Raw genomic sequence first — 21355 nt, 5'->3', positions numbered from 1 at the left:
TTCAATATTTTCAAAATCGCTAATACCCGTTTTCACCGGACGCATTTCGACGACTCCGTTTTTGTGAATGAATACTACTTCCTGCGGACGAGCTTCGGAACGCGGCTTTTGCGATTGAGGATCGGTAGTAGCCGTTTCCTTTTCTTCACTACGCGTAGTCACTGCGGCAATGGGTACGCTCAGCACTCCGTTTTTGCGATCCGTAACGACCTCAACCGAAGCCGTCATACCGGGACGAAAAGGAAAGCTACGTTTATTTTTCCGATCTACCAGATCCAGGTAGGATTCCGGTAAAATTCTGATTTTCACTTCAAATTCCGTCACCGCATCCGTAGAAGTAGCCGCTGCCGACAGCGAACTTCCACTGCCATTGGCCGTATTCGCAATGGAGGTAACCAGGCCTTTGAATTTTCGACCGGAATAGGAATATGCATCTACGTCAATAATTACCGAATCCCCCACGTTGACCCGAACAATATCATTTTCATTGACATTGACCCGTACCTCCATATTGTTCAGATTCGCAATCCGTAACATCTCTGTACCGGCCATTTGCGAGGTCCCCACAACGCGTTCGCCTAGCTCAACGTCCAGCTTGGAAATAATACCATTGGAGGGGGCGTAAATCGTGGTTTTACGCAAGGTTTCATTGGCGTCCCGTAAGCCGGCATCGGCACTTTCAACGGCAAATCGGGCAGCTTCAATGTTGGCTCGGGCTGATTCTACATTTTGCCGGGCTACCTTATAATTGGCCTCGACGGTTTCGAAATCGGCATCCGAAATGACTTTATCCGCGTAAAGTTTTTTGTTCCGATTGTAATCGGCCTGGGCCCGTATCAATTGAGCTTCTACCTGACCAAGGCCCGACTTCGTTTGTTCATAACTGGCTTTGGACTGGTTCAACGCTGCTTTAGCTCGAGCTACCAGCGATTCATAGTTATCCGGGCGAATGCGAAGTAATAGTTGGCCTTTTACGACGGAGTCACCTTCGTGAATCTTCAACTCAATGATTTCACCTGATACGTCCGGACTAATTTTGACTTCTACTTCGGGCTGTACCTTACCAGAAGCACTAACGCGTTCGACAATATCGGCCGCTTTCACTACGCTAAAGGTTGCTTCTTCGGCTTTTTCTTTTCCGATCCAACCGGCTGATTTGGCCACGAAGAGCCCACCCAACAGCAGAACTACTACTATTCCGAGAATCCACCAAATTCGATTTGAAGAACGTTTCATAATTAGGACCTTGGGCAATACTAAGTGTATGTTATTCCGCTTTTAGAAAGATAGCGGCTTATTTTGATAGTAATCCAGTACTTTGATTCTCAGCACATAATCGTACTTAGCTTGAATCTGATTGATTCGGGAGCGATCCAAATTTGACTTCGCTAGGTTGTAATCCACCGAATTGATGGCCCCCGCATTGAATCGACTTTCGGCGGCTTTAAAGGCCAGCTCCAGCGATTCAACCTGCCGGGTTAATGAAGCGTAACGTTTGGCGGCGGAGGTCATGTTTACGTACGCCTGTTCGATATTCTGTCGCAATTGCAAACGTACACTAGCCGCCTGATACTCCTGACTTTTGACATTCAAACTGGCGGTAGAAGTTCGATACCGAACCTGATAAGCGTTGAAAATGGGAACTCGCAGGCTTAAGCCAATGCCACCATTGACGTTATTGGTTAGCTGCTCCGTCCAGGGAATATTTTGGGTAAGAAAACCGGGCTGCGTGGTGGTAAAGTTAATGGGCACCTGCTGCCCTTGAAACTCAACGAAAGCCGTATTGGTAACCGTCGTGGGCGTACCGGCTAGCGAGCGGCGGGCCGCACTCGAATAGTTACTACCGACGGACAAGTTGAAACCCAGCGAAGGGAAATAGCCGCCCCGGGCGATATCTACTCCCTTACGAGCACTCAGGGTCCGCAAATCAGCCGCTTTTACGGCCGACTGGGTTTGTACGGCCGTGGCGTAAATATTCTGAATAGGTGTCTGGTACGTATCATCGGGCGTATTGATGCTCATTCGGTCCAGCACTAATTCCCGAATTTCCGGCTCATTCATCAGTTGCAGAAGCTGCACTCTGGAGATGGCCAGGTTATTCTCCGCCGTTACTACCGACAATTCATCATTGGCAAACTGTGCCTGTAAATCCAGCAAATTGGCCTGCGGCAAAGCTCCGGCATTGACCAGTTTTTCCGTACGGGTTACCTGTTGCTGCGTAATGTCTACCTGCGTACGGGATACGGCTAGAATATCTTCGTTGTTAAGCACCTGTAGATACGCTAACACGACGTTTAAAGCAACCTGATCGCGGGTAGCCTGAACATCGAATTCGCTGGCCTGAGCATTCAGTTGATTTTGCCTGATGGTATTATTGACAATTCCGCCATTGTAAATAATGGCGGTGGAAGTCAGGTTGGCGTTATTGTAGTTAAGGGTTTGGGTTACGTAGCTGTTGGTAAAAGGGTCAATGTTTCGACCCAAGTTTAGTCCCTGCGTAATGGCACTATTTAACGTGGGTAAACGAGTGAACTTGGATTGATCCAAGGTATTCCGGTTCACGGCCACCTGTACTTCACTTTGCTTTACATCCAGATTGTTTTTCCAAGCAATATCGACACATTCCTGGAGCGAACGCTTCGGTGCGGTATTCGTTTGCCCCCAAACCGGACAAGCCAGCAACAGGCTTATTCCAACTAGCCAGGACTTTCCCATCATCTGTATCCTTGATTCATTTATTCAATGATACAGCAGGAGTGTGAAAGTGTCGAATGTTTTTTGGATAAGCGGTCATTCGTGCCTATTGAAAGCTCGTATAGACGTGGAACGTTCACCTATACAAACAAAAAAGTCCAGGAGCATAGCTGCTGGACTTTCCTTTTCCCCCATTGTTTTACCTAACCTAACAAACCCTTTCGGGTAAGATCTATTAATTACACACGAGCCGACTTACTACGGATGGTTCGCATGAAGTTATTGAATTCTCTACGCTCCAGTTTGCCCTGTGGACGGTAGTAGCCCAAATCTTTCTTTGAGCTTGCCATATCCATGATGGCAGCAATTGCAGCCCCTACTCCCAGGGTCAACAACATAATAAGAGCTAATGACATAATAAATTGATGTGGGCGGTGATTGATAGCTTGCTTTTGCTATACTGTACCTCTACGGATAAAGGTCAATAACAGCGAAATAACTGCGATTACAAGCAAGATGTGGATAAGCCCTCCGGCACTATATCCTACTACACCAATTAACCAGCCAATAATCAAGATGACAGCGATGATATACAATAGACTTCTCATGATGGTTAAAGTTTTGAAAGTTTTACGTGAATCGGTATGTGCTTAGTTGGATAAAAACTCTTTGCCACTATGCCACCCCTACCATTTTTAGCTTGAATAAGCCTTATATACGTCAAAGTCGTAAAAGTTCGAGTAAATAATTCCCCGTCGCGGGGAAAAAGCCCTGAGGTACAACGGGGAAGGGAAGTGGCATATAAATGGTACCCCAGCTTTTACACTTTATTAATCCCCTAATCAGACCCATGAATCGCTTAAAAAGCATTGCTAACTTTTTTGCTGAAGTCTATAGTGAATTTTCTAGTGACAACGCACTTAAGATGAGTGCTTCTCTTTCTTATTATATGATCTTTTCCCTGGCCCCTATGCTTTTAGTGATTATCTCACTACTGGGCATTTTCTATGGTCAGGATGCCATTCAGGGTCAGGTTTTCGGACAAATTCAGGGGCTTGTAGGCAAAGAGGCCGCCCTTCAGATTCAGGAAATCATTCGCCGAGCCGAGCTTTCCAATCGTTCACCACTAGCCTTGACCTTGGGTATTGGTACATTAGTCATTGGGGCCACGGGCGTATTTGGAGAAATGCAGGATTCCATCAATCGCATTTGGTCCTTACGAGCCAAGCCCAAGAAAGGCTGGTTGAAGCTTCTTATTAATCGATTACTATCCTTCTCTCTGATCATTAGCATGGGTTTCATACTACTCGTATCGTTGCTCCTCAACTCGCTATTAGATGTGTTCAGTTCGCAACTGGAACGACTTTTCAATAGTCAAATGGTAGTCGTTGTATACATCATCAATATCGCTTTCATTTTTACGGTTATTACGGTGTTGTTTGCTCTGATTTTCAATGTACTGCCTGATGGAAAACTGTATTGGAAAGATTCCTTCGTTGGAGCGGGTTTTACCGCGATTCTATTTATGGTAGGGAAATTTTTGATCGGCTTGTATTTAGGGCAGTCCAACCTGAGCTCTACCTACGGCTCAGCCGCTTCGCTGGTGATCATCCTGCTCTGGGTGAATTACTCGGCAGCTATTCTGTACTTCGGAGCGGAGTTTACTAAAGTCTATGTCAAGCAATACGGGCGGGGCATTGTACCGAAAAACGAGACCGTTATAGTCTATGAACAGGAAATTGAACCTAAAAATCTCGAACAGGGCCAGATACCCCACGTCAACGTGGCGAGTCTGAAAGGCTATTATGATAGACACTGATTGTCCTACAAACCCAGCTTACTAATCCTCACAGCCATGAAAACGTATGTTAATGCCGACATTCGGCCCGAGTCACGGCCATCGTTCGTCATCAAGACCCTGCAAATTTTAAATTTCCTTACATTCCTCATTACGCTGGTAGTGAATTGGGCAGCCGTGAGCTTGCCTTTAAACGGTAAATCGACCAAACAGCTTTCGGATCAGTATCCCAATCTATTTACACCCGCCGGACTTACGTTTTCGGTTTGGAGTGTGATTTACACCATGACGGCTATTTTCGTGTTCTTTCAGTTGAAAGGCCTATTTAGCTCCGTATCCAGCGACTATGTCAATCGCGTGGTACGGCGGCTGAGTGGCTGGTTTATTGCCTCGAATCTGCTGAATGCCTCCTGGATTATTGCCTGGCATTATGAGTATGTAACGTTCTCCGTAGTCATTATGCTGGCTATTCTGGTTACGCAGTTGACGTTACTGGTGCGAGTACACGAAGTTTCTGAAGTAGATACGACCTGGGGACAACGCTTTATCGTACGAACGCCCTTTGGTCTATACGCCGGCTGGATTTCTATTGCCACTATCGCTAATATTACGGCCTGGCTGGTCAGTATCAACTGGAATCAGTTCGGCATCTCAGCGGAAGTTTGGACGGTAATTATGATCATTACGGGTACCATTCTGGCTCAACTGGTGTTGTTTACGCTTCGCAGTGTTTCGTACGGACTAGTCGTCATCTGGGCCATCGTTGGGATTATTCTAAAACGCTACCAAACACCAGATCCTAACATGACCATCGTGTACGTGTGCGAGATTTGCATTCTGGTACTGACAATTTCCGTAATCCTGATCGCCTTCACTAACCTGGTCATTCCCATTCGCAAAAGCCCCACTTTGCACTGGACCCGACCTCGTATTCAACACGATTAAAGCCTGATCCTTTCATTCCTGACATTCCTCCGTATCTGTGCAAACGTGCGGAGGAATGTCTGTTTTTTAGTAGTCCTTAAAACAAGTTCTTTCGGTCAGCGTTTTTAAAATGCGAAGCTTCTCTAAATCAGTAGGTCCATTCATAGCAGGGGCATTCGGTTCATTGGGAGTAATCCGCTGAATAACTCACGCTTACGAAAAATAAATCATTTTTTCATACTGGATAGACTCCCGTTCTTTTTCATTTCAAAAGTCTTGTATCTTTGCCACAAAAAACCCGGTTTATAGGCAATTTTGTTGTATTTTCCCAAGGCAAGAGCCATACATACATGACCGAGGAAACTATTCCTAACCGTCGTTTTATATATTCTCCATGGAGTTTACAATTGCACAGGTGGCCCAGCTTTTGGGCGGTGAAGTAAAGGGTCCTGCGGATCAGAAGGTTAGTCGTCTAGCTAAGATCGAAGAAGGGACACAAGGGGCGATTAGTTTTCTGTCTAACCTCAAGTACGAGCAATACCTTTATACAACTGCTGCCTCGGCCGTTATCGTTAGCAAAGGTTTCGAGCCTAAGAAAGCATATACGCCCACACTTATTGTGGTGGATAACGCCTATACGGCTTTCACCCGCCTGCTGGAAGTTTACCATAACGCCCTGAGTTTTCGTAAATCAGGGATTGAAGAGCCCGTATACCGGGGTCAGGATACAGAGATTGGTGAGGGCATTTATCTGGGAGCATTTGCCAGCATTGGCGACTACTGTCGGATCGGGAAAAACGTAAAAATTTACTCCCAAGTCTACATTGGTGATAACGTAGTCATTGGCGATAATACTATTCTGTACTCGGGCGTAAAAGTTTATGATAATTGTCGGATTGGTGCCAATTGTACCCTTCATGCCAATGCCGTAATCGGATCCGATGGGTTTGGTTTTGCTCCGCAAACCGACGGTAGTTACAAAAGCATTCCCCAGCTGGGTAATGTGGTTCTGGAAGATTACGTATCCATCGGAGCCAATACTACCATTGATTGTGCCACCATGCCGGAAGATTCAACTATCATCCGGGAAGGAGCCAAACTCGACAACTTAATTCAGATTGCCCACAACGTCGAAATTGGCCGCCATACTGTAATGGCCGCTCAGTCGGGCGTTTCAGGTTCCTGTAAAATCGGTGATTATTGCATGATCGGGGGCCAGGTAGGTATTTCCGGTCACCTGCATCTCGCTGACCACACAATTATCACGGCTCAATCTGGAATTTCGAAGTCGATTGATAAGCCGGGAACCATCCTGAGTGGCTCCCCCGCCGCAGAAAACCGGGAGAACCTCAAGTCGCAAGTACTGGTTCGTCGACTTCCCGAGTTGGAAAAGCGGGTTCGGGAACTGGAAAAAATTCTGAAAGAATTATCTTTGCCCGCTAATAGTATTCAGTAGTTAAGCAGTGAGTCGATAAACGCTTTTTTCGTTTCTCATTTTGAGGTAACCGAGGAAAGATTCAAGGACTTTACAAAGACCCTAATCGATAGCTGTTCATCCATCCAAGATGAATCTTAAACAGCACACCATTCAGAAGCCCGTCACCGTTTCCGGCGTAGGGTTACATACCGGCGTAATCGCATCCATGACGTTTCAGCCGGCTCCAGTCAACCACGGTTACAAATTCCAGCGGATTGATTTACCGGGTCAGCCCATCGTCGATGCTGACGTTGACTTTGTTGTCGATGTATCCCGCGGTACCACGCTTGAACACAACGGAGCCCGGGTGCATACAGTTGAACACACGCTAGCCGCTTTGGTGGGCCTTCAGATCGACAATTGCCTCATTCAGCTCGATGGTCCTGAACCGCCCATCATGGATGGTTCTTCCATCAAGTTTATTGAAGCTCTTGACGATGCTGGACTCGTGGAGCAAAATGCCTTGCGTAATTACTTCGAAGTTCCTTCGGAAGTGCGTTACCGCGACCGGGACCGCGACGTAGAAATTGCCGCGTTGCCGCTCGATGACTACCGGGTAACGGTAATGGTCGATTATAACTCAAAGGTTCTCAGCAGCCAGCACGCCAGCCTGAATGATATTACGCTTTTCAAACAGGAAATTGCCAAAAGTCGTACGTTCTGCTTTCTGCACGAACTGGAAGCTCTTTTCAAAGCAAACCTGATTAAAGGTGGTGACCTTTCTAATGCCATTGTGATTGTAGACCGGGAATTTGAAGACGGTGAACTGGATCACCTGTCCTCCTTACTCGGAAAACCCCGCGTCAGTGTAATACCGGGCAAGGGTATTCTTAATAATATTGACCTGCACTACGCCAACGAACCTGCTCGCCACAAACTGCTCGACGTAGTAGGTGATCTGGCTTTGGTAGGCCGTCCGTTGAAAGCACAAATCCTGGCCGCTCGCCCAGGTCACGCTGCCAACGTGGAAATGGCTAAAAAAATCAAGAAGCTGATGCGGGAAACCCAAAAACCCAGTATTCCGGTATACGACCCCAAGGTTCCGCCGGTCATGGATATCAAACAGATTTCCAATTTGCTGGCTCACCGTTACCCCTTCCAGTTGATTGATAAAATCATTCACATGGATGAATCCAGTGTAGTAGGTGTCAAAAATGTAACCATCAATGAGCCTTTCTTTACTGGACACTTCCCCGAGAATCCGGTGATGCCCGGTGTACTGCAAATTGAAGCCATGGCTCAAACGGGCGGTATCCTGGTGATGAGTACCGTACCTGATCCGGAAAACTACTGGGCGTACCTGGCGGCTATCGAAAACTGTCGGTTCCGTCGTAACGTAGTGCCTGGTGATACCGTTATTTTCAAGTGCGAATTTATGGCTCCCATGAAACGGGGTATTGCCAAAATGCACGGACAGGCCTGGGTGGCTGGTCAACTGGTGATGGAGAGTGACATGACCGCAAGTTTAGTACGTAAAAAATAAGCCGACCCGTTTACGGTAGGTGAAGTAAGCGTACCGTATTCTGGCAATGAACAGAATGATACAGCCCTTAGCATACGTTCACCCTGATGCAAAAATTGCCCCCAATGTGGTCATCGAACCCTTTGCGGTCATTCATAAAAATGTTGAAATCGGTGAAGGTTCCTGGATTGGCTCCAATGTTACTATTTTCGAAGGAGCCCGTATTGGGAAGAATGTTCAAATTTTTCCCGGTGCCAGCATCTCGGCCGTACCGCAGGACCTGAAATTCGAAGGCGAAGAAACCTTGACTACCATTGGTGACTATACTACGATTCGGGAATGCGTAACCATTAACAAAGGCACGAAAGCAGCGGGTAAAACGGTTATTGGCAGCCACTGTCTGCTCATGGCCTACACGCACATTGCCCACGACTGTGTTATTGGCGACTATTGCATTATGGCCAATAGTGTACAAATGGCTGGTCACGTGGAATTAGGGGATTGGGCTTTTATCGGAGGCACAACCGCAATCCATCAATTTTCAAAAATTGGACCTCACGCCATGATCGGTGGCGGTTCGCACGTATTGAAGGATATTCCTCCGTATACGAAAGCAGGCCGGGAACCCATTGCGTACGTCGGTTTGAATTCCATCGGCCTGCGTCGGCGGGGATTCAGCAACGAGAAAATTGCCGAAATTCAGGAGATTTACCGCTACGTATATCTGAAAGGATACAACAACGCCGAAGCCCTGCACCGAATCGAAATTGAACTCCCTGCTTCGGCTGAACGGGACGAAATTATCAACTTCATCCGCTCCTCCGAACGAGGCATTATGAAAGGCCCTGGCAAAGGGACATCCGTAGAATAGCACTTTTTGAAAAGGTCAGAATCATGTCTTCTGACCTTTTTCTTTCTTTCCCATGCAGATCATTCTCGAACAGCTGGGTAAACGGTTTATTCGGGAATGGATTTTCCGCCGCTTATCCCTCGAACTTGCTGCCGGCGATCGTCTGGCTATTACGGGTCCGAATGGCTCCGGCAAATCCACACTTCTTCAGGTTCTGACGGGTGCGATGCCCGCTAGTGAAGGCAAGATTCAGTACCGCGAGGGCTTACAGGATATTCCTTCGGATCATTTTTTCCGACAGGTCAGTATCGCCGCTCCGTACCTGGAACTGATCGAAGAATTTACGCTAACCGAACTCGTCGATTTCCACCAGAAGTTTAAGCCTTTCAAGCAGAATCTGAGTACGCCCGCTTTTATTGAGCGACTGGATCTGAAGGCTTCACGCGATAAATTCATCCGGAATTTTTCTTCGGGCATGAAACAGCGGCTCAAGCTCGGACTGGCTTTCTACTCAAATGTACCCTTGGTCATTCTCGATGAGCCCACTTCAAACCTGGATACCCGCAACAGCGACTGGTATTTCGAGGAAGTACAGAAACTGGATGCCAATCAAACACTGATCATTGCTTCGAACGTACCCGCTGAGTACCAGTTCTGCGAAAAAGTCATTGACATTCAGGCGTATAAGTAAAAATCCGATTCTTGAGGTTCTCCGCTTTCGGTGGCATTTTGTATATTCGTTGCCTAACCTCACTGAAGCGATGCGGAACCTGTTTACCTGCCTGCTTATCTTTCTTACTTTATCTGCATTTGCTGACAATCAGCCCGTTACTTTCATTCCCAACCAGGGTCAGTGGGACGCCAGCGTGCGGTACCGCATTCAGATTCCGGGCGGCCAGCTGGACTTGCGGACGGATGGGATGGATTACGTTTTCTACGATACGGATTACTTCAAGCAACTTCATAACCGAACCTTACCGGCCAACACGCCCTTAAAGCTGCACGGTGTACGCGTGTATTTTGACGGTTCCAATCCGAACCCAACCCTGAAAAGTGACCTCTCGGACGGAATTTCCCGAAATTATTTTCTGGGAAACGACGCCCGCCGCTGGGCTTCCAATGTTTCTGGCTTCGGCGAAGTCGTCTATAAGGAATTATATCCGGGTATTGATCTGCGACTATATGCTCACCATTCGACGATTAAGTACGAATTCATCGTTCACAGCGGAGCTAATCCTGATCTGATTAAGATGCGGTACGAAGGTTCGGAGAAGCTATCCGTATCCGAACACGGAAATCTGGAAGTTCGTACGTCCATGGGCTGGTTTCGGGAACTGAATCCGTACAATTACCAGGAAATTCGAGGGAAAACAACGGAAGTGAAAGGCCACTTCGCCGTTCGTGAGAAAAACGTAGTGAGCTTTAATTTACCCAATGGCTACGATCCCAAACATCCGCTGATCATCGATCCGGAGCTAATCTTTGCCAGTTTCTCCGGTTCTTATTCCGACAACTGGGGCCACACCGCTACCTACGACGCGGAAGGAAACCTCATTTCCGGTGGATCGACGAACGCGTCTGGTTTTCCCGTAACCGCGGGAGCGTATCAAATCAACTACGGCGGCAACGGCGGCCAAACCCTCTGGGATGTCGCTATTCTCAAATTCAACCCAACGGGTACCCGCCTACTGTATGCTACGTACCTGGGTGGTACGCAAACGGAAGTACCGCATAGTCTCATCGTTAACTCCAAGGGAGAACTACTGATTTTTGGAACGACTTCCTCCCAGAATTTCCCGACCAGTACGCAAGCTCACAAACGCAATTTTAGCGGCGGTACCTACGTACAACCACTCAGTGGAATGGACTACAACAACGGTAGCGATATTTTTCTGGCAAAACTTAGTGCGGATGGAAAATCATTACTGGCATCGACCTATTACGGAACGACGGCCAACGATGGCCTGAATCTGAACACCCTTCTGAGCATTCAGTATTACGGGGATGCGTACCGGGGCGAGATCATTACGGATGCTCAGGATAATGTACTTCTGGCCACCACCACCCCCTCCGAACTTCCTCTGAGCCGCCCCGACCGACTGGCTGCTACTGTCCTCAAATTCTCACCCGATTTATCAAAACTGATCTGGGAAAGACCGAAGATTATGCCCGGCTTCAGCGGAGCGTACGGGATACGGGCGGCGGCCTCGGGGAATATCTACGTCTGCGGAGCCGTACGCGATAACCTGCCTACCCCCGAGGATGGCTGGCTGGCCAAACTAGATGCCACCGGAAACGTACAGAAAACCAAACGCATCGGTACCAGCAACGCCGACGTCGCCATGTTGCTGGATTTGGATAAGGACGAAAACGTATACGTATTAGGATTGAGTAACGGCGGGAAATACCCGGTTACGTCGGGCGTGTACACCAACCGGAACAGCGGGCAGTTTATTCATGCCTTTGATCCAACACTGGACCGAACGCTTTTTTCGACCGTCATTGGCAGCGGTCGCGGTACTCCCGACATTGCTCCGACGGCCTTTCTCATCAACGAATGCGGGAATATTTACCTGGCAGGCTGGGGTGGCGAAGTGAATGCGACCATAGGTACAACGCTGGCACTGGCGAGTAGTACCAAAGGCTTGCCTGTCACCACCGACGCTTTTCAGAAAACGACGGACGGTAGTAATTTTTATCTGGCCCTGTTAGAAAATGGAGCAAAGTCCCTGCTGTACGCGACATTTTTTGGCAATACCAATGCTTCGCCCGACGTCCGGGGTGATCACGTGGATGGTGGTACCTCTCGCTTCGACAAACGGGGGTATGTCTATCAAGCCGTTTGTTCCTGTCAGCCCTCCTCCTTTCCTACCACGCCCGGAGCCTGGTCTACCGTAAACCGGGCTGGCAACTGTAATAACGCCGTTTTCAAGTTTGATATCGACAATCTGGAAGTGAAATTCGATATGTTCCTCAATGGCAAAAAGCAAGATACAATCGATGTCTGTACGCCCGCTAAACTGCAATTTGTCAATACGAGTACCGGAGGGAAAAGCTACGAGTGGAATTTTGGGAATCTGGGTAAATCTACAAATCCCGTGCAGGGGGAGTTTACCTTTACCAAGCCTGGGGTATACGTCATTACCCTCGTGGGCCGAAACCCCTTGAGCTGTAAACGCGAGGCCCTGTATCAGCGAACCGTTCGCGTTTCTGAACCCGCGTTTCAGGTGAGTAAAGATACAACGATGTGCCTGGGCGGAACGGTACAGTTGCGGGCTTCTGGTGGATCGAATTACCAGTGGACGGCCCACGGCTCACTTAACAGTACCACCATTGCTAATCCCGTAGCCACCCCTACCGAAACAACTACGTATACCGTTCAGGCTTCCGATTCGAAAGGTTGTACGGGACAGAAGTCGGTTACGGTGACCATTCAACCGCTGCCGGTTCAGGTCACAGTTTCGGAACCCGTCATTTGCAAGGGCCAAACGGTTCGCATTCAGGCGACGGGTGGAAGTTCGTATCAATGGACTGGCTTGGCCATCAGCGACAGTAGTAAGGCAGCCATTACGGTACAGCCCAGCCAAAGTACTGCCTATACGGTTATCGTTAAAGACAATAAAGGGTGCCGTGGACAGGCTAAGGCCACGGTAACCATTGATGAATCGTTTCGGCCGGATTTTGCCGTTGAAAAGGTGTTTGACTGCGTAAAACCCACGCAGGTACGCATCAAACTGTCGAACGCGGGCGGCGATCAGTACGACTGGTATTTAGGCAATGGTGATTCGCTGGCGACGCAACAGCCTTCGCCCTACGTGTATCCCAAACCCGGCACGTATCAGGTGACGGGAATTGCCAAACGCGGAAGTTGTACCCTTTCGGCTTCTCAGCCGATAACCATTGAACCGCCGCTGGAAGTACCGAATGTAGTAACGCCCAACGGCGATGGCAAAAATGATCAGTTTGTGATTGGTACCAATGGACTAAAACTGGATGTGTTCAATCGCTGGGGAAAGGCCGTGTATCAGCACGTTAGCTATCAGAATGACTGGACACCTTCCGTAGCTCCGGGAACCTATTACTATCTGATCACTTTTCCCGATGGCAAGCAGTGTAAGAGCTGGGTGCAAGTCATTAACTAACGTTGTGTAATTTACAGTTAATCAGTATTTTAGCATTCCATTCAAACGTTTACACCCATGAAATCATTCGTTTTAACCCTGGCCTTGGCCCTTACCGGACTGGCGGCCCAAGCTCAGGCCACCTACCACGGAGCTAAAATCACGACCGATCACGCGATTTCAACCACCCAATTGGTGGAACAAATGAAGAAATCCGATACGCTTGCTACCAAAGTGACCGGTACGGTAGAATCCGTCTGCAAGATGAAGGGTTGCTGGATGAAAGTAAAACTGCCCGAAGGCAAGACGATGCGGGTTTCGTTCAAAGACTATGATTTCTTCGTACCGAAAGATATTGAAGGCAAAACGGTTGTATTTGAAGGACAGGCCTTCTCCCGCGTTACACCCGTGAATGAACTCAAACATTACGCCGAAGACGCCGGAAAATCAAAAGAAGAAATTGCTAAAATCACACAGCCTGAGAAAGCCGTGGTCTTCGTAGCGGATGGGGTTATTGTTAAGTAATCGTTTATAGATTTTAATAAAAAGGCCGAAAGAAGATCATTCCTTCGGCCTTTTTCGATTGTAGTATTCTCTTACTCCCGTTGCATGAGTTTCCAGCGGGTTCCCGCCAGAGCCAGAGTAATTAAGGAAAGGAAATAGATGATATTCCGCGAATCAATCAGTCCTCGTCCGAGGGCATTGTACTGCGTATCCAGCCCCAGCCAGCCCAACCAGTACGCGGCTCCATTCCAGACTTCCAGTCCAGCCACGGAGCTTAAACCGACGTACAGCAGGAAACTAATGAATACGCCCAGTAGGAATGCGATGATCTGATTATCTGTCAGTGAAGAAGTGAACAGTCCAATGGCCGCAAAGACGCAACCCAGCAGAAAAAGGCCGATATACGATCCCTGTACGCTCGCCGAATCAATGTTTCCCACCGGATTTCCTAACTGATACACGGAATAGTAGTAGATCAGCGTAGGTACCAAAGCCAGAAAAATCAAAAAACAGGCGGCCAAAAATTTACCAATGACCAGTTGCCACTCGGTTAGTGGCTTGGTGAACAGCAATTCCAGCGTACCAATTTTTCGTTCTTCGGCAATGGACCGCATGGTGATGGCGGGTACCAAAAATAAAAACACGTACGGAGCCAGATTGAAAAACGTCGCCAGGTCCGCGTACCCACTGTTCAACACACTCGTATCAGGAAAGATCCAGACCAGCAAGCCCATCGCCAGCAGAAACACAGCCATTACGACGTATCCAACCAACGAGCTTAAAAAGGAATTGACTTCTTTCTTGAAAATAGTAAACATACCGTAAAAACAGGGAGAGATAGCAGAGTGAAACCGGGCGTATAACGCTGAAGGAGCCTGATAAATTTTTCCGGGATTCGCTTATGCAAACATGGGGCGATCCCGCTTGACCACTGCGGCGACGATCAAACCCAGTACCGTACCCACGATTACGCCCGTTAAGATGGTCATTACAAAACTGAAACCGGGATTGGTCATCAACGTAACGAATCGCATGGCCGTTTCGGTTTGCTCTTCGGTCATGCCGCGTTCTTCGTACGCATTCCGTAAGGCCCGCAGCGTTTTTTCCTGAGCTGAATTATCAATGAACTGCGTATAGATCAAAATAAGACCCGCCGATAGTACCCCCCATACCGCTCCGGTTAATGCCGCAATCCCGACCCCCTGGCCAAAGGAAATATATCCTTCGTTATGCGTACGAAATTCCCGCATTGCCAGCACCAATACTAAAACCGTAAAACCGATTTGTAGAAAATTGGTCAGCAAACCCCAGCCCATGTTGGCTTTCATGGGGTCGTCAGGCATCATATTCAACGCCTGATAACTGATGGAGAAGACAGCGGTAACGATCCCGGAAATCGCTCCCCATTTCATGGCGATACGAGCAGTCGAAGGGGTTGGTTCCATAGTGTAGTAGGTGGTTAGGGGTTAATGATACAATCGAAGTAGGGTGATAAACTTAACTACTGGCACTCATCTTCCGAATCCAGATCGCTACCAGAGCTGCGTAGAGGAAGTGAAAAATCATGCGTAACATGCCAAAATTGCTCCAGAAAATAGATTCGGGGGAAATCTGCTCAATTTGCTCCAGAAAAAGCTTGAAGTCGACCGGACCCGCATCTTTTTGATTACCAAATTGTTCCTTGACCATCGACTGATCCTGCAAGGCCAGACGTTTCAGATCCGTGATAAATTCCGGAACCAGTGAAGGCTCGACATATCGAACGTAACCCGCCACTAATAAACCGTCCACAAAGCTCGCCGTGAGAACGACTAGTACGCAGAACCCAAAGATTTCCAGAAAATTCATGGGTCGCCGGACGTTTTTCCAGTAGCGATGGGCTCCGAAGGCCATCGCTACCCACATGAGGATCATACCCAGATTCCGGCGGGTACCCAGTGGCATGGCGTCTGTCAGCTTTAGTACATAGAAATAGGCAAAGCAAGCTAATCCCGCCAGCAAGCCCAAGCCTAAAGCCAATCGTAGAAAATACTTGTTAATCATGGAGGTGAGGCAATGTGTGGCAGGGAACGTTGCTCCCTGCCACACCAGCTATACTTTAAAACTCAAGGGTTTGCTATGAAAGGTACTCGTACCCTGGTTCACGACGCCGTACACTTTCCCGCGTAAAGTTTTACCTACGAAAGGCGTGTTTTTGCCTTTAGATTGCCAGTCGGCCAGATTTACCGTCCATTCTTCATCGGGATTGAACGCGGTCAACTGAGCAATTTTCCCTTCGGCAATCGTTACCGGGTTTCGCTGTAATACGGAGCGAGGGTTCGCTGTAAAGAGTTCCAGGACTTTTTCCAATCCCAGATTTCCGTAGGTCAGGGCCGTTGCAAAAGCTGTTTCCAGACTACTAATTCCGAAGTCGGCTAAATCAAACTCCAGATTCTTCGATTCCGTATCCTGGGGATAGTGATCGGATACCAGAGCATCAATGGTACCGTCGGCCAGAGCTGCCCGCAACGCTTCTACTTCGCTGGCTGGACGGAACGGGGGCATTACTTTCAGATTCGTATCGAACTCGACTAAATCTTCATCGGTAAACGCCAAATAATGAGCGGCCGTATCGCAGGTGATGGGTAATCCCTGAGCTTTCGCCTGCCGGATCAGCTCCACTGAACGAGCCGTTGAGACTAGTGAAAAATGCAGACGGGGCCGCAAGTCAAAGGTTTCCACCGCGTATTCCAGCAGGCGTAAATCCCGCTGAATCATCAGTTCTTCCGCCATGGTCGGAATGCCCCGCATGCCCAGCATGGTACTCATATTTCCTTCGTGCATCTGACCGTGAACCGTCAGCGTAGGTTCTTCAGGACGTTGAATGAGCAGACCATTCACCTGGGCCAGATATTGAAGTGACTTCAGTAATATGTCGGCATTCCAGATGGGTTCTTCGCCATCGGTAAAGGCAACAGCCCCCGCGTGATGCAGGTCGAGCATCTCCGTGAAATCCTTGCCTTCGCAACCCAGGGTAAGAGCAGCGGTGGGTAAAAACTGTACGGCCTGATCTTCTGAAAAACTGCGGAGATAATTCAGGCTTTCTTTCCGCTGTACTACGGGCTTGGTATTGGGCAGCAGTACGACTTCCGTGAAACCTCCAGCAGCGGCCGCCCGTTTCAGGCTGTATAAATCTTCCTTAGCCTCGTAGCCGGGATCTTTGGCGTGAACCCGCAGATCACACCAGCCCGGCGAAATGCACAGCCCCTCCTGACGGATTTCCTGCCCTGAAGAGATAGCGGCAAGATTTTCACCCATTTTTCGAATGATACCGTCTTCAATCCAAACATCCACCACCTGATTATGAAATGCCGAATGCGGATCAATAATGCGAACGGAACGAAAGAGAAGATTCATAGGGTCGAATGTTGAACAAGGAACAAAGCATACCGAAAATTCGGTGTCCTTTGTTCCTTGCTCTGATCAATGGTTTATTGACGATTTTCGGCAACCTCGCCCAGAGCGATACGCACGAAAACAGAAAACGGTCGACTGTCGACTAGTGTATAGACTCCTGGTAAGTAGCGGCGTCCATCAAGGCATCCAGATCAGCCGGATTTGATACCTCAAGTTTGATTACCCAGCCATCACCGTACGGGTCGGTATTGACTTTGTCGGGACTGTCATTTAGGCTCTCGTTTACTTCGAGCACTTTACCCGCTACGGGCAGGAACAGATCAGATACCGTTTTTACGGCTTCTACTGAACCAAATACTTCGTTGGCAGCCAATTCCTGATCCAGGGAATTAACTTCTACGAAAACCACATCGCCCAATTGATCCTGAGCATAATCGGTAATACCAACCAATGCTACGTTACCGTCAACGAGTTTAATCCATTCGTGTTCAGCGGTGTAGCGAAGTTCTGAAGGAAAGTTCATGTGTTTGTGATGGCAATCTGTCTGAAATTCCCTGCAAGTTACGGAAGAAGTTCAGGGTTTAGCGTCCGGGGTTTAGAGTTTTTTCGATTTCCTGGCCCGCGGAGGCAAGCGCTGGTGGTACACTGTTTTTACCTACTCCCCTCAAAAAACAATAAAAGCTATGAAAGCCAATCCAGCCTCACAGAACACAGCGGCTCATAAGCATAATAAAATGCATAAGCCCGAAAACAAAGACAACTTGGACAGCCGGGTCAAACAAGAACTCGATAATAACTCGAATAACCGGAAAGAAATCCGGAGCAATCAACCCAAAGATAAAGAGTAACGAAAAAGCGGATTCCCTCTCAGGAATCCGCTTTTTTAGTTTTCGGTTTTTAGTGGTCAGTCGGGTTCATGCCAGCTTATCACCGCTATGAGATGATCGGGCCAATTCTAATTTGGGAATCCCTATGAGCTGTTACAGATCACTTACCTTCGAGCAGTCTGCCATTGAAAACGGAAAACAGACAACCTTATAAACTTTGCGTAATGCCTAGTTCCAGTCCCCGTAACTCAGCCAGTCCCCGTAAGCGACCAATGGCCGTGTACCCCGGATTGGTCCGTTTTTCGGGATTCAGGTCATCCAGCATCCGGTGACCGTGGTCGGGCCGCATGGGGATATTTACATCCGTACGTCCTTCCTTTTCCCGACGTTTCATTTCTCCCACGGCGGCTTTCATTACCTCGTACATCCCCGCGTGCCCTTCCAGGTGATTAGCTTCATGGAAGGTCTCCGGTACCTCGTCAATTTCGCGGTGCACGCTCCGTAAATGGAGGAAATGCGTACGGGGTCCGAACTCCTGTAGCATAGCGGGCAAATCATTATCCGCCCGTACCCCAAAACTTCCCGTACAGAAGGTCAGTCCATTCGCGGGCGAATCGGCTGCGGCGAATAGCTCCCGGATATCCGCTGCCGTACTCACCACCCGCGGTAAGCCCAGAATCGGCCGTGGGGGATCATCCGGGTGAATGCAAAGCTTTACGCCTACTTCTTCGGCTACGGGTACTACCGCTCGCAAGAAGTAATACAGGTTTTGCCGAAGTTCAAAATCACCGATTTCAGCGTAATAATCCAGTACTTTCTGAAATTGCTCAACGGTGAAACTTTCTTCCGAACCGGGCAGACCCGCAATGATATTACGAATTAGTAAGGCTTTCTGACTTTCGTTTAACGTCTTAAAGTAAACCTCGGCCCGTTGACGGAAAGATTCCGAGTATTCGGCCTCCGCCGCCGAACGCTTCAGGATAAATAACTCGAAAGCTACGAATGCGACGGCATCAAACCGCAGGGCTTCCGACCCATCGGGTACGACGTAGGCCAGATCCGTTCGCGTCCAATCGAGTACGGGCATGAAATTGTAACACACCGTCGTAATGCCCTGTTGAGCCAGGTTACGTAAAGTTTGCTGGTAGTTAGCAATGAGCTGATCCCGATCGGGCATAGCTCGCTTGATGTGCTCGTGTACGGGTACGCTTTCGACCACGGCCCATTCCAGTCCGGCTGCTTCAATAAGCGTTTTGCGGGATTCAATGGCTTCGGGCGTCCAGATTTTACCGTTAGGCACGTCGTGTAAGGCCGAGACGATACCCGTAGCTCCGGCTTGCCGAATGTCCGACAGCCGTACGGGGTCTTTCGGACCAAACCAGCGAAAAGATTGAAGAAGAGGCATAAAAGAGTTTAGAGTTTTCCGTTGTCTGTTTTCAGTTAAAGAGCTTTCAGCAAGTCTTTCGTCTGAAACGAGTGATCCCTAGCATTCGCTACCAATTAGACAAAAAAAATCCTAAAAAACTGAATAGGCCACCGCAGTACATAATTATCGGTAGAAATTCAATTTCTTAGGATTTAATGACTCAGTACTTAGAGTGATACGCCACGTTTCCAGGGAATAAAATCATCCTGACCCAAACGCACCGAGTGCGGCGTAACCTGACCGCTGGCTACCTGAATGACGTAATCCAGAATGCGTTCGCCCGCTTCATCGATGGTTTCCTGACCATCGATAATAGTACCACAGTTGATGTCGATAATATCGTTCATCTTGTGGTACAGCTTCGTATTCGTCGAAAGCTTGATGACGGGGGCAACCGGATTACCCGTAGGCGTACCCAGACCCGTGGTAAATAAAACGACGGTGGCTCCCGAAGCTACTTCAGCCGTGGTACTCTCCACGTCGTTTCCGGGGGTACAAACCAGGTTAAGACCAGGCTTGGTCACTTTCTCAGGGTAATCCAGCACATCAACGACGGGTGAATTCCCGCCTTTTTTCGCGGCTCCGGCAGACTTGATGGCGTCCGTAATCAATCCATCCTTGATATTACCGGGCGAAGGATTCATGTAAAAACCAGAACCTACGGCTTCCGCCCGCGAATTGTAGATTTTCATCAGCGAGTTGAACTTCAAAGCCGTTTCTTCATCGACGCAACGATCCGACAGTTCCTGTTCAACACCGCAGAGTTCCGGAAATTCCGCCAGAATGACGGTACCGCCTAGCGATATGAGAATATCTGAGGTATGACCAATCGCTGGATTCGCCGAAATTCCGGAAAACCCGTCCGAACCACCGCATTCCAGTCCAATCACCAGCTTGGAAAGCGGAGCGGGCTGACGTTCAATTTTATTGGCTTCAATCAGTCCGGCAAAGGTCTGCTTGATCGCTCCGGCAATGAGTTTTTCTTCTGAACCAATTTCCTGCTGCTCAAATACGTACAGCGGCTTGGCAAAGTTCGGGTCACGCTTGGCGATTTCTTCTCTCAGAATCGATACCTGAGCGTTCTGGCAACCCAGACTCAGTACCGTGACACCCGCCACGTTGGGATGCGTCGCATAGCCAGCGAGCAGGCCACACAGAGCCTGAGCATCCGAACGCGTACCGCCGCAACCCATTTCGTGGTTGAGGAATTTCACACCATCCACGTTCGGAAACAGACGGGTTTGCGTCGCCGTCTCTTCTTCAATGGCTAAATCAGCGTTGAGAATGTCCGTTATGGATTTGCCGGAACGGTACAGGCTAATCAACTGCTCGGTCTGATCTTTCCAAACCTGATTTTTTCCGTAGCCCAGGGAATCTACCAATGCTTCCCGCATCACTTCCAGATTACGGGTTTCGCAGAATACCATCGGCAGTACGATCCAGTAATTGGCCGTACCCACGCTTCCATCCTGCCGGTGATACCCCAGAAAAGACCGCTGCTTAAACTTGGTCGTATCGGGTTGTGTCCATTCCAGCTTACGCGATCCCAATCCAAAATCGTCAGAGGCGTGACGCGTATTGAACGTGTGCATCAATCCGCCTTTAGGGATAAACTGTTTGGCCTTCCCTACCAACACGCCGTACATGGTAATTTCTTCATCGACGGCCCGATCTTCCGTCAGAAATTTATGCTTGGCCGCAATATCATCGACCAGCTCGTAATCGACCCCCTGAAACGAAATGATCTCGCCTTTTTTCAGATCAGTTAGGGCGACAATAACGTTATCGGCGGGGTGGACTTTTAATACTCGTTGCTGCATGGGAGTAAAAGATTCTTTCTTTCAAAAGATGAAATCCGGACCTTGCTACCCGAATT

19 protein-coding genes are annotated in these 21355 nt (G+C 48.6%); 9 read left to right on the top strand and 10 right to left on the bottom strand.

Translation table 11 applies throughout. The features are described 5' to 3' along the window. The 3 genes from ACOJTG_RS00405 to ACOJTG_RS00395 all read right to left on the bottom strand — a co-directional run. Positions 1-1236: HlyD family secretion protein (locus ACOJTG_RS00405; protein ID WP_420151987.1), on the bottom strand; the 1236-nt coding region annotated here is incomplete at its 3' end. A 42-nt stretch (positions 1237-1278) separates the two neighbouring features. Further along, positions 1279-2718 carry a TolC family protein gene (locus ACOJTG_RS00400; protein ID WP_420151986.1) on the bottom strand — a complete coding sequence of 480 codons (1440 nt, stop codon included), beginning with the start codon at positions 2716-2718 and terminating at the stop codon, positions 1279-1281. A gap of 431 nt (positions 2719-3149) precedes the next feature. Continuing rightward, complete coding sequence (locus ACOJTG_RS00395) at positions 3150-3302, bottom strand: lmo0937 family membrane protein (protein WP_104709566.1); 153 nt, start codon at positions 3300-3302, stop codon at positions 3150-3152. Positions 3303-3499: 197 nt separating this feature from the next. Between ACOJTG_RS00395 and ACOJTG_RS00390 the strand changes: the two genes are divergently transcribed. The 8 genes from ACOJTG_RS00390 (at position 3500) to ACOJTG_RS00355 (ending at position 13851) form a co-directional block, all read left to right on the top strand. After that, positions 3500-4513: a YihY/virulence factor BrkB family protein gene (locus ACOJTG_RS00390; protein ID WP_420151985.1), complete on the top strand. Its 1014-nt coding sequence runs from the start codon at positions 3500-3502 to the stop codon at positions 4511-4513. Positions 4514-4549: 36 nt separating this feature from the next. After that, a complete protein-coding gene (locus ACOJTG_RS00385; RefSeq protein WP_420151984.1) occupies positions 4550-5437 on the top strand; it encodes a hypothetical protein in 888 nt (295 codons plus the stop codon). Between the two features lie 373 nt (positions 5438-5810). Next, positions 5811-6872 carry a UDP-3-O-(3-hydroxymyristoyl)glucosamine N-acyltransferase gene (gene lpxD, locus ACOJTG_RS00380; protein ID WP_420151983.1) on the top strand — a complete coding sequence of 354 codons (1062 nt, stop codon included), beginning with the start codon at positions 5811-5813 and terminating at the stop codon, positions 6870-6872. A gap of 109 nt (positions 6873-6981) precedes the next feature. Next, a complete protein-coding gene (locus ACOJTG_RS00375) occupies positions 6982-8376 on the top strand; it encodes a bifunctional UDP-3-O-[3-hydroxymyristoyl] N-acetylglucosamine deacetylase/3-hydroxyacyl-ACP dehydratase (RefSeq protein WP_420151982.1) in 1395 nt (464 codons plus the stop codon). A gap of 55 nt (positions 8377-8431) precedes the next feature. After that, complete coding sequence (lpxA, locus tag ACOJTG_RS00370; RefSeq protein ID WP_094812445.1) at positions 8432-9226, top strand: acyl-ACP--UDP-N-acetylglucosamine O-acyltransferase; 795 nt, start codon at positions 8432-8434, stop codon at positions 9224-9226. 52 nt (positions 9227-9278) lie between these two features. Next, positions 9279-9896 carry an ABC transporter ATP-binding protein gene (locus tag ACOJTG_RS00365; protein ID WP_420151981.1) on the top strand — a complete coding sequence of 206 codons (618 nt, stop codon included), beginning with the start codon at positions 9279-9281 and terminating at the stop codon, positions 9894-9896. Positions 9897-9966: 70 nt separating this feature from the next. Next, on the top strand, positions 9967-13347 hold the full coding sequence (locus ACOJTG_RS00360; protein ID WP_420151980.1) for a gliding motility-associated C-terminal domain-containing protein: 3381 nt from the start codon (positions 9967-9969) through the stop codon (positions 13345-13347). 57 nt (positions 13348-13404) lie between these two features. Further along, entirely contained in the window at positions 13405-13851 is a 447-nt protein-coding gene (locus ACOJTG_RS00355; protein ID WP_420151979.1) for a DUF4920 domain-containing protein, read from the top strand. 71 nt (positions 13852-13922) lie between these two features. On the opposite strand, the gene gldF is transcribed toward ACOJTG_RS00355, so the two are convergent. The 5 genes from gldF to gcvH all read right to left on the bottom strand — a co-directional run bounded on the left by gldF (position 13923) and on the right by gcvH (position 17749). Beyond that, positions 13923-14648 carry a gliding motility-associated ABC transporter permease subunit GldF gene (gene gldF, locus ACOJTG_RS00350; RefSeq protein ID WP_420151978.1) on the bottom strand — a complete coding sequence of 242 codons (726 nt, stop codon included), beginning with the start codon at positions 14646-14648 and terminating at the stop codon, positions 13923-13925. Between the two features lie 81 nt (positions 14649-14729). Further along, entirely contained in the window at positions 14730-15275 is a 546-nt protein-coding gene (locus ACOJTG_RS00345; protein WP_104709556.1) for a DUF4199 domain-containing protein, read from the bottom strand. A 52-nt stretch (positions 15276-15327) separates the two neighbouring features. Further along, complete coding sequence (locus tag ACOJTG_RS00340; protein WP_420151977.1) at positions 15328-15873, bottom strand: DUF4199 family protein; 546 nt, start codon at positions 15871-15873, stop codon at positions 15328-15330. Between the two features lie 48 nt (positions 15874-15921). Beyond that, complete coding sequence (locus ACOJTG_RS00335; RefSeq protein ID WP_420151976.1) at positions 15922-17226, bottom strand: dihydroorotase; 1305 nt, start codon at positions 17224-17226, stop codon at positions 15922-15924. 142 nt (positions 17227-17368) lie between these two features. Further along, on the bottom strand, positions 17369-17749 hold the full coding sequence (gcvH, locus tag ACOJTG_RS00330) for a glycine cleavage system protein GcvH (protein WP_420151975.1): 381 nt from the start codon (positions 17747-17749) through the stop codon (positions 17369-17371). A gap of 160 nt (positions 17750-17909) precedes the next feature. Between gcvH and ACOJTG_RS00325 the strand changes: the two genes are divergently transcribed. Beyond that, on the top strand, positions 17910-18074 hold the full coding sequence (locus ACOJTG_RS00325) for a hypothetical protein (RefSeq protein WP_158242685.1): 165 nt from the start codon (positions 17910-17912) through the stop codon (positions 18072-18074). Positions 18075-18261: 187 nt separating this feature from the next. On the opposite strand, the gene uxuA is transcribed toward ACOJTG_RS00325, so the two are convergent. Beyond that, the gene (uxuA, locus tag ACOJTG_RS00320) at positions 18262-19458 is read right to left on the bottom strand and encodes a mannonate dehydratase (RefSeq protein ID WP_420151974.1); all 1197 of its coding nucleotides are present in this window, start codon (positions 19456-19458) and stop codon (positions 18262-18264) included. 188 nt (positions 19459-19646) lie between these two features. Continuing rightward, on the bottom strand, positions 19647-21299 hold the full coding sequence (locus ACOJTG_RS00315) for a UxaA family hydrolase (RefSeq protein ID WP_420151973.1): 1653 nt from the start codon (positions 21297-21299) through the stop codon (positions 19647-19649). Positions 21300-21355: the final 56 nt, after the last annotated feature.

It is taken from the genome of Siphonobacter sp. (genome assembly GCF_048595215.1).
Classification (GTDB): domain Bacteria; phylum Bacteroidota; class Bacteroidia; order Cytophagales; family Spirosomataceae; genus Siphonobacter.
The sequence above is the reverse complement of the archived record's forward strand: the minus strand, read 5'-3'. Positions and strand labels throughout refer to the sequence as shown.

Bases quoted from the DNA above. Each gene is read 5' to 3' on its own strand.
- ACOJTG_RS00400 (WP_420151986.1), bottom strand. From the start codon at position 2,718: ATGATGGGAAAGTCCTGGCTAGTTGGAATAAGCCTGTTGCTGGCTTGT.
- ACOJTG_RS00395 (WP_104709566.1), bottom strand. From the start codon at position 3,302: ATGAGAAGTCTATTGTATATCATCGCTGTCATCTTGATTATTGGCTGG.
- ACOJTG_RS00390 (WP_420151985.1), top strand. From the start codon at position 3,500: ATGGTACCCCAGCTTTTACACTTTATTAATCCCCTAATCAGACCCATG.
- ACOJTG_RS00385 (WP_420151984.1), top strand. From the start codon at position 4,550: ATGAAAACGTATGTTAATGCCGACATTCGGCCCGAGTCACGGCCATCG.
- lpxD (WP_420151983.1), top strand. From the start codon at position 5,811: ATGGAGTTTACAATTGCACAGGTGGCCCAGCTTTTGGGCGGTGAAGTA.
- ACOJTG_RS00375 (WP_420151982.1), top strand. From the start codon at position 6,982: ATGAATCTTAAACAGCACACCATTCAGAAGCCCGTCACCGTTTCCGGC.
- lpxA (WP_094812445.1), top strand. From the start codon at position 8,432: ATGATACAGCCCTTAGCATACGTTCACCCTGATGCAAAAATTGCCCCC.
- ACOJTG_RS00365 (WP_420151981.1), top strand. From the start codon at position 9,279: ATGCAGATCATTCTCGAACAGCTGGGTAAACGGTTTATTCGGGAATGG.
- ACOJTG_RS00360 (WP_420151980.1), top strand. From the start codon at position 9,967: ATGCGGAACCTGTTTACCTGCCTGCTTATCTTTCTTACTTTATCTGCA.
- ACOJTG_RS00355 (WP_420151979.1), top strand. From the start codon at position 13,405: ATGAAATCATTCGTTTTAACCCTGGCCTTGGCCCTTACCGGACTGGCG.
- gldF (WP_420151978.1), bottom strand. From the start codon at position 14,648: ATGTTTACTATTTTCAAGAAAGAAGTCAATTCCTTTTTAAGCTCGTTG.
- ACOJTG_RS00345 (WP_104709556.1), bottom strand. From the start codon at position 15,275: ATGGAACCAACCCCTTCGACTGCTCGTATCGCCATGAAATGGGGAGCG.
- ACOJTG_RS00340 (WP_420151977.1), bottom strand. From the start codon at position 15,873: ATGATTAACAAGTATTTTCTACGATTGGCTTTAGGCTTGGGCTTGCTG.
- ACOJTG_RS00335 (WP_420151976.1), bottom strand. From the start codon at position 17,226: ATGAATCTTCTCTTTCGTTCCGTTCGCATTATTGATCCGCATTCGGCA.
- gcvH (WP_420151975.1), bottom strand. From the start codon at position 17,749: ATGAACTTTCCTTCAGAACTTCGCTACACCGCTGAACACGAATGGATT.
- ACOJTG_RS00325 (WP_158242685.1), top strand. From the start codon at position 17,910: ATGAAAGCCAATCCAGCCTCACAGAACACAGCGGCTCATAAGCATAAT.
- uxuA (WP_420151974.1), bottom strand. From the start codon at position 19,458: ATGCCTCTTCTTCAATCTTTTCGCTGGTTTGGTCCGAAAGACCCCGTA.
- ACOJTG_RS00315 (WP_420151973.1), bottom strand. From the start codon at position 21,299: ATGCAGCAACGAGTATTAAAAGTCCACCCCGCCGATAACGTTATTGTC.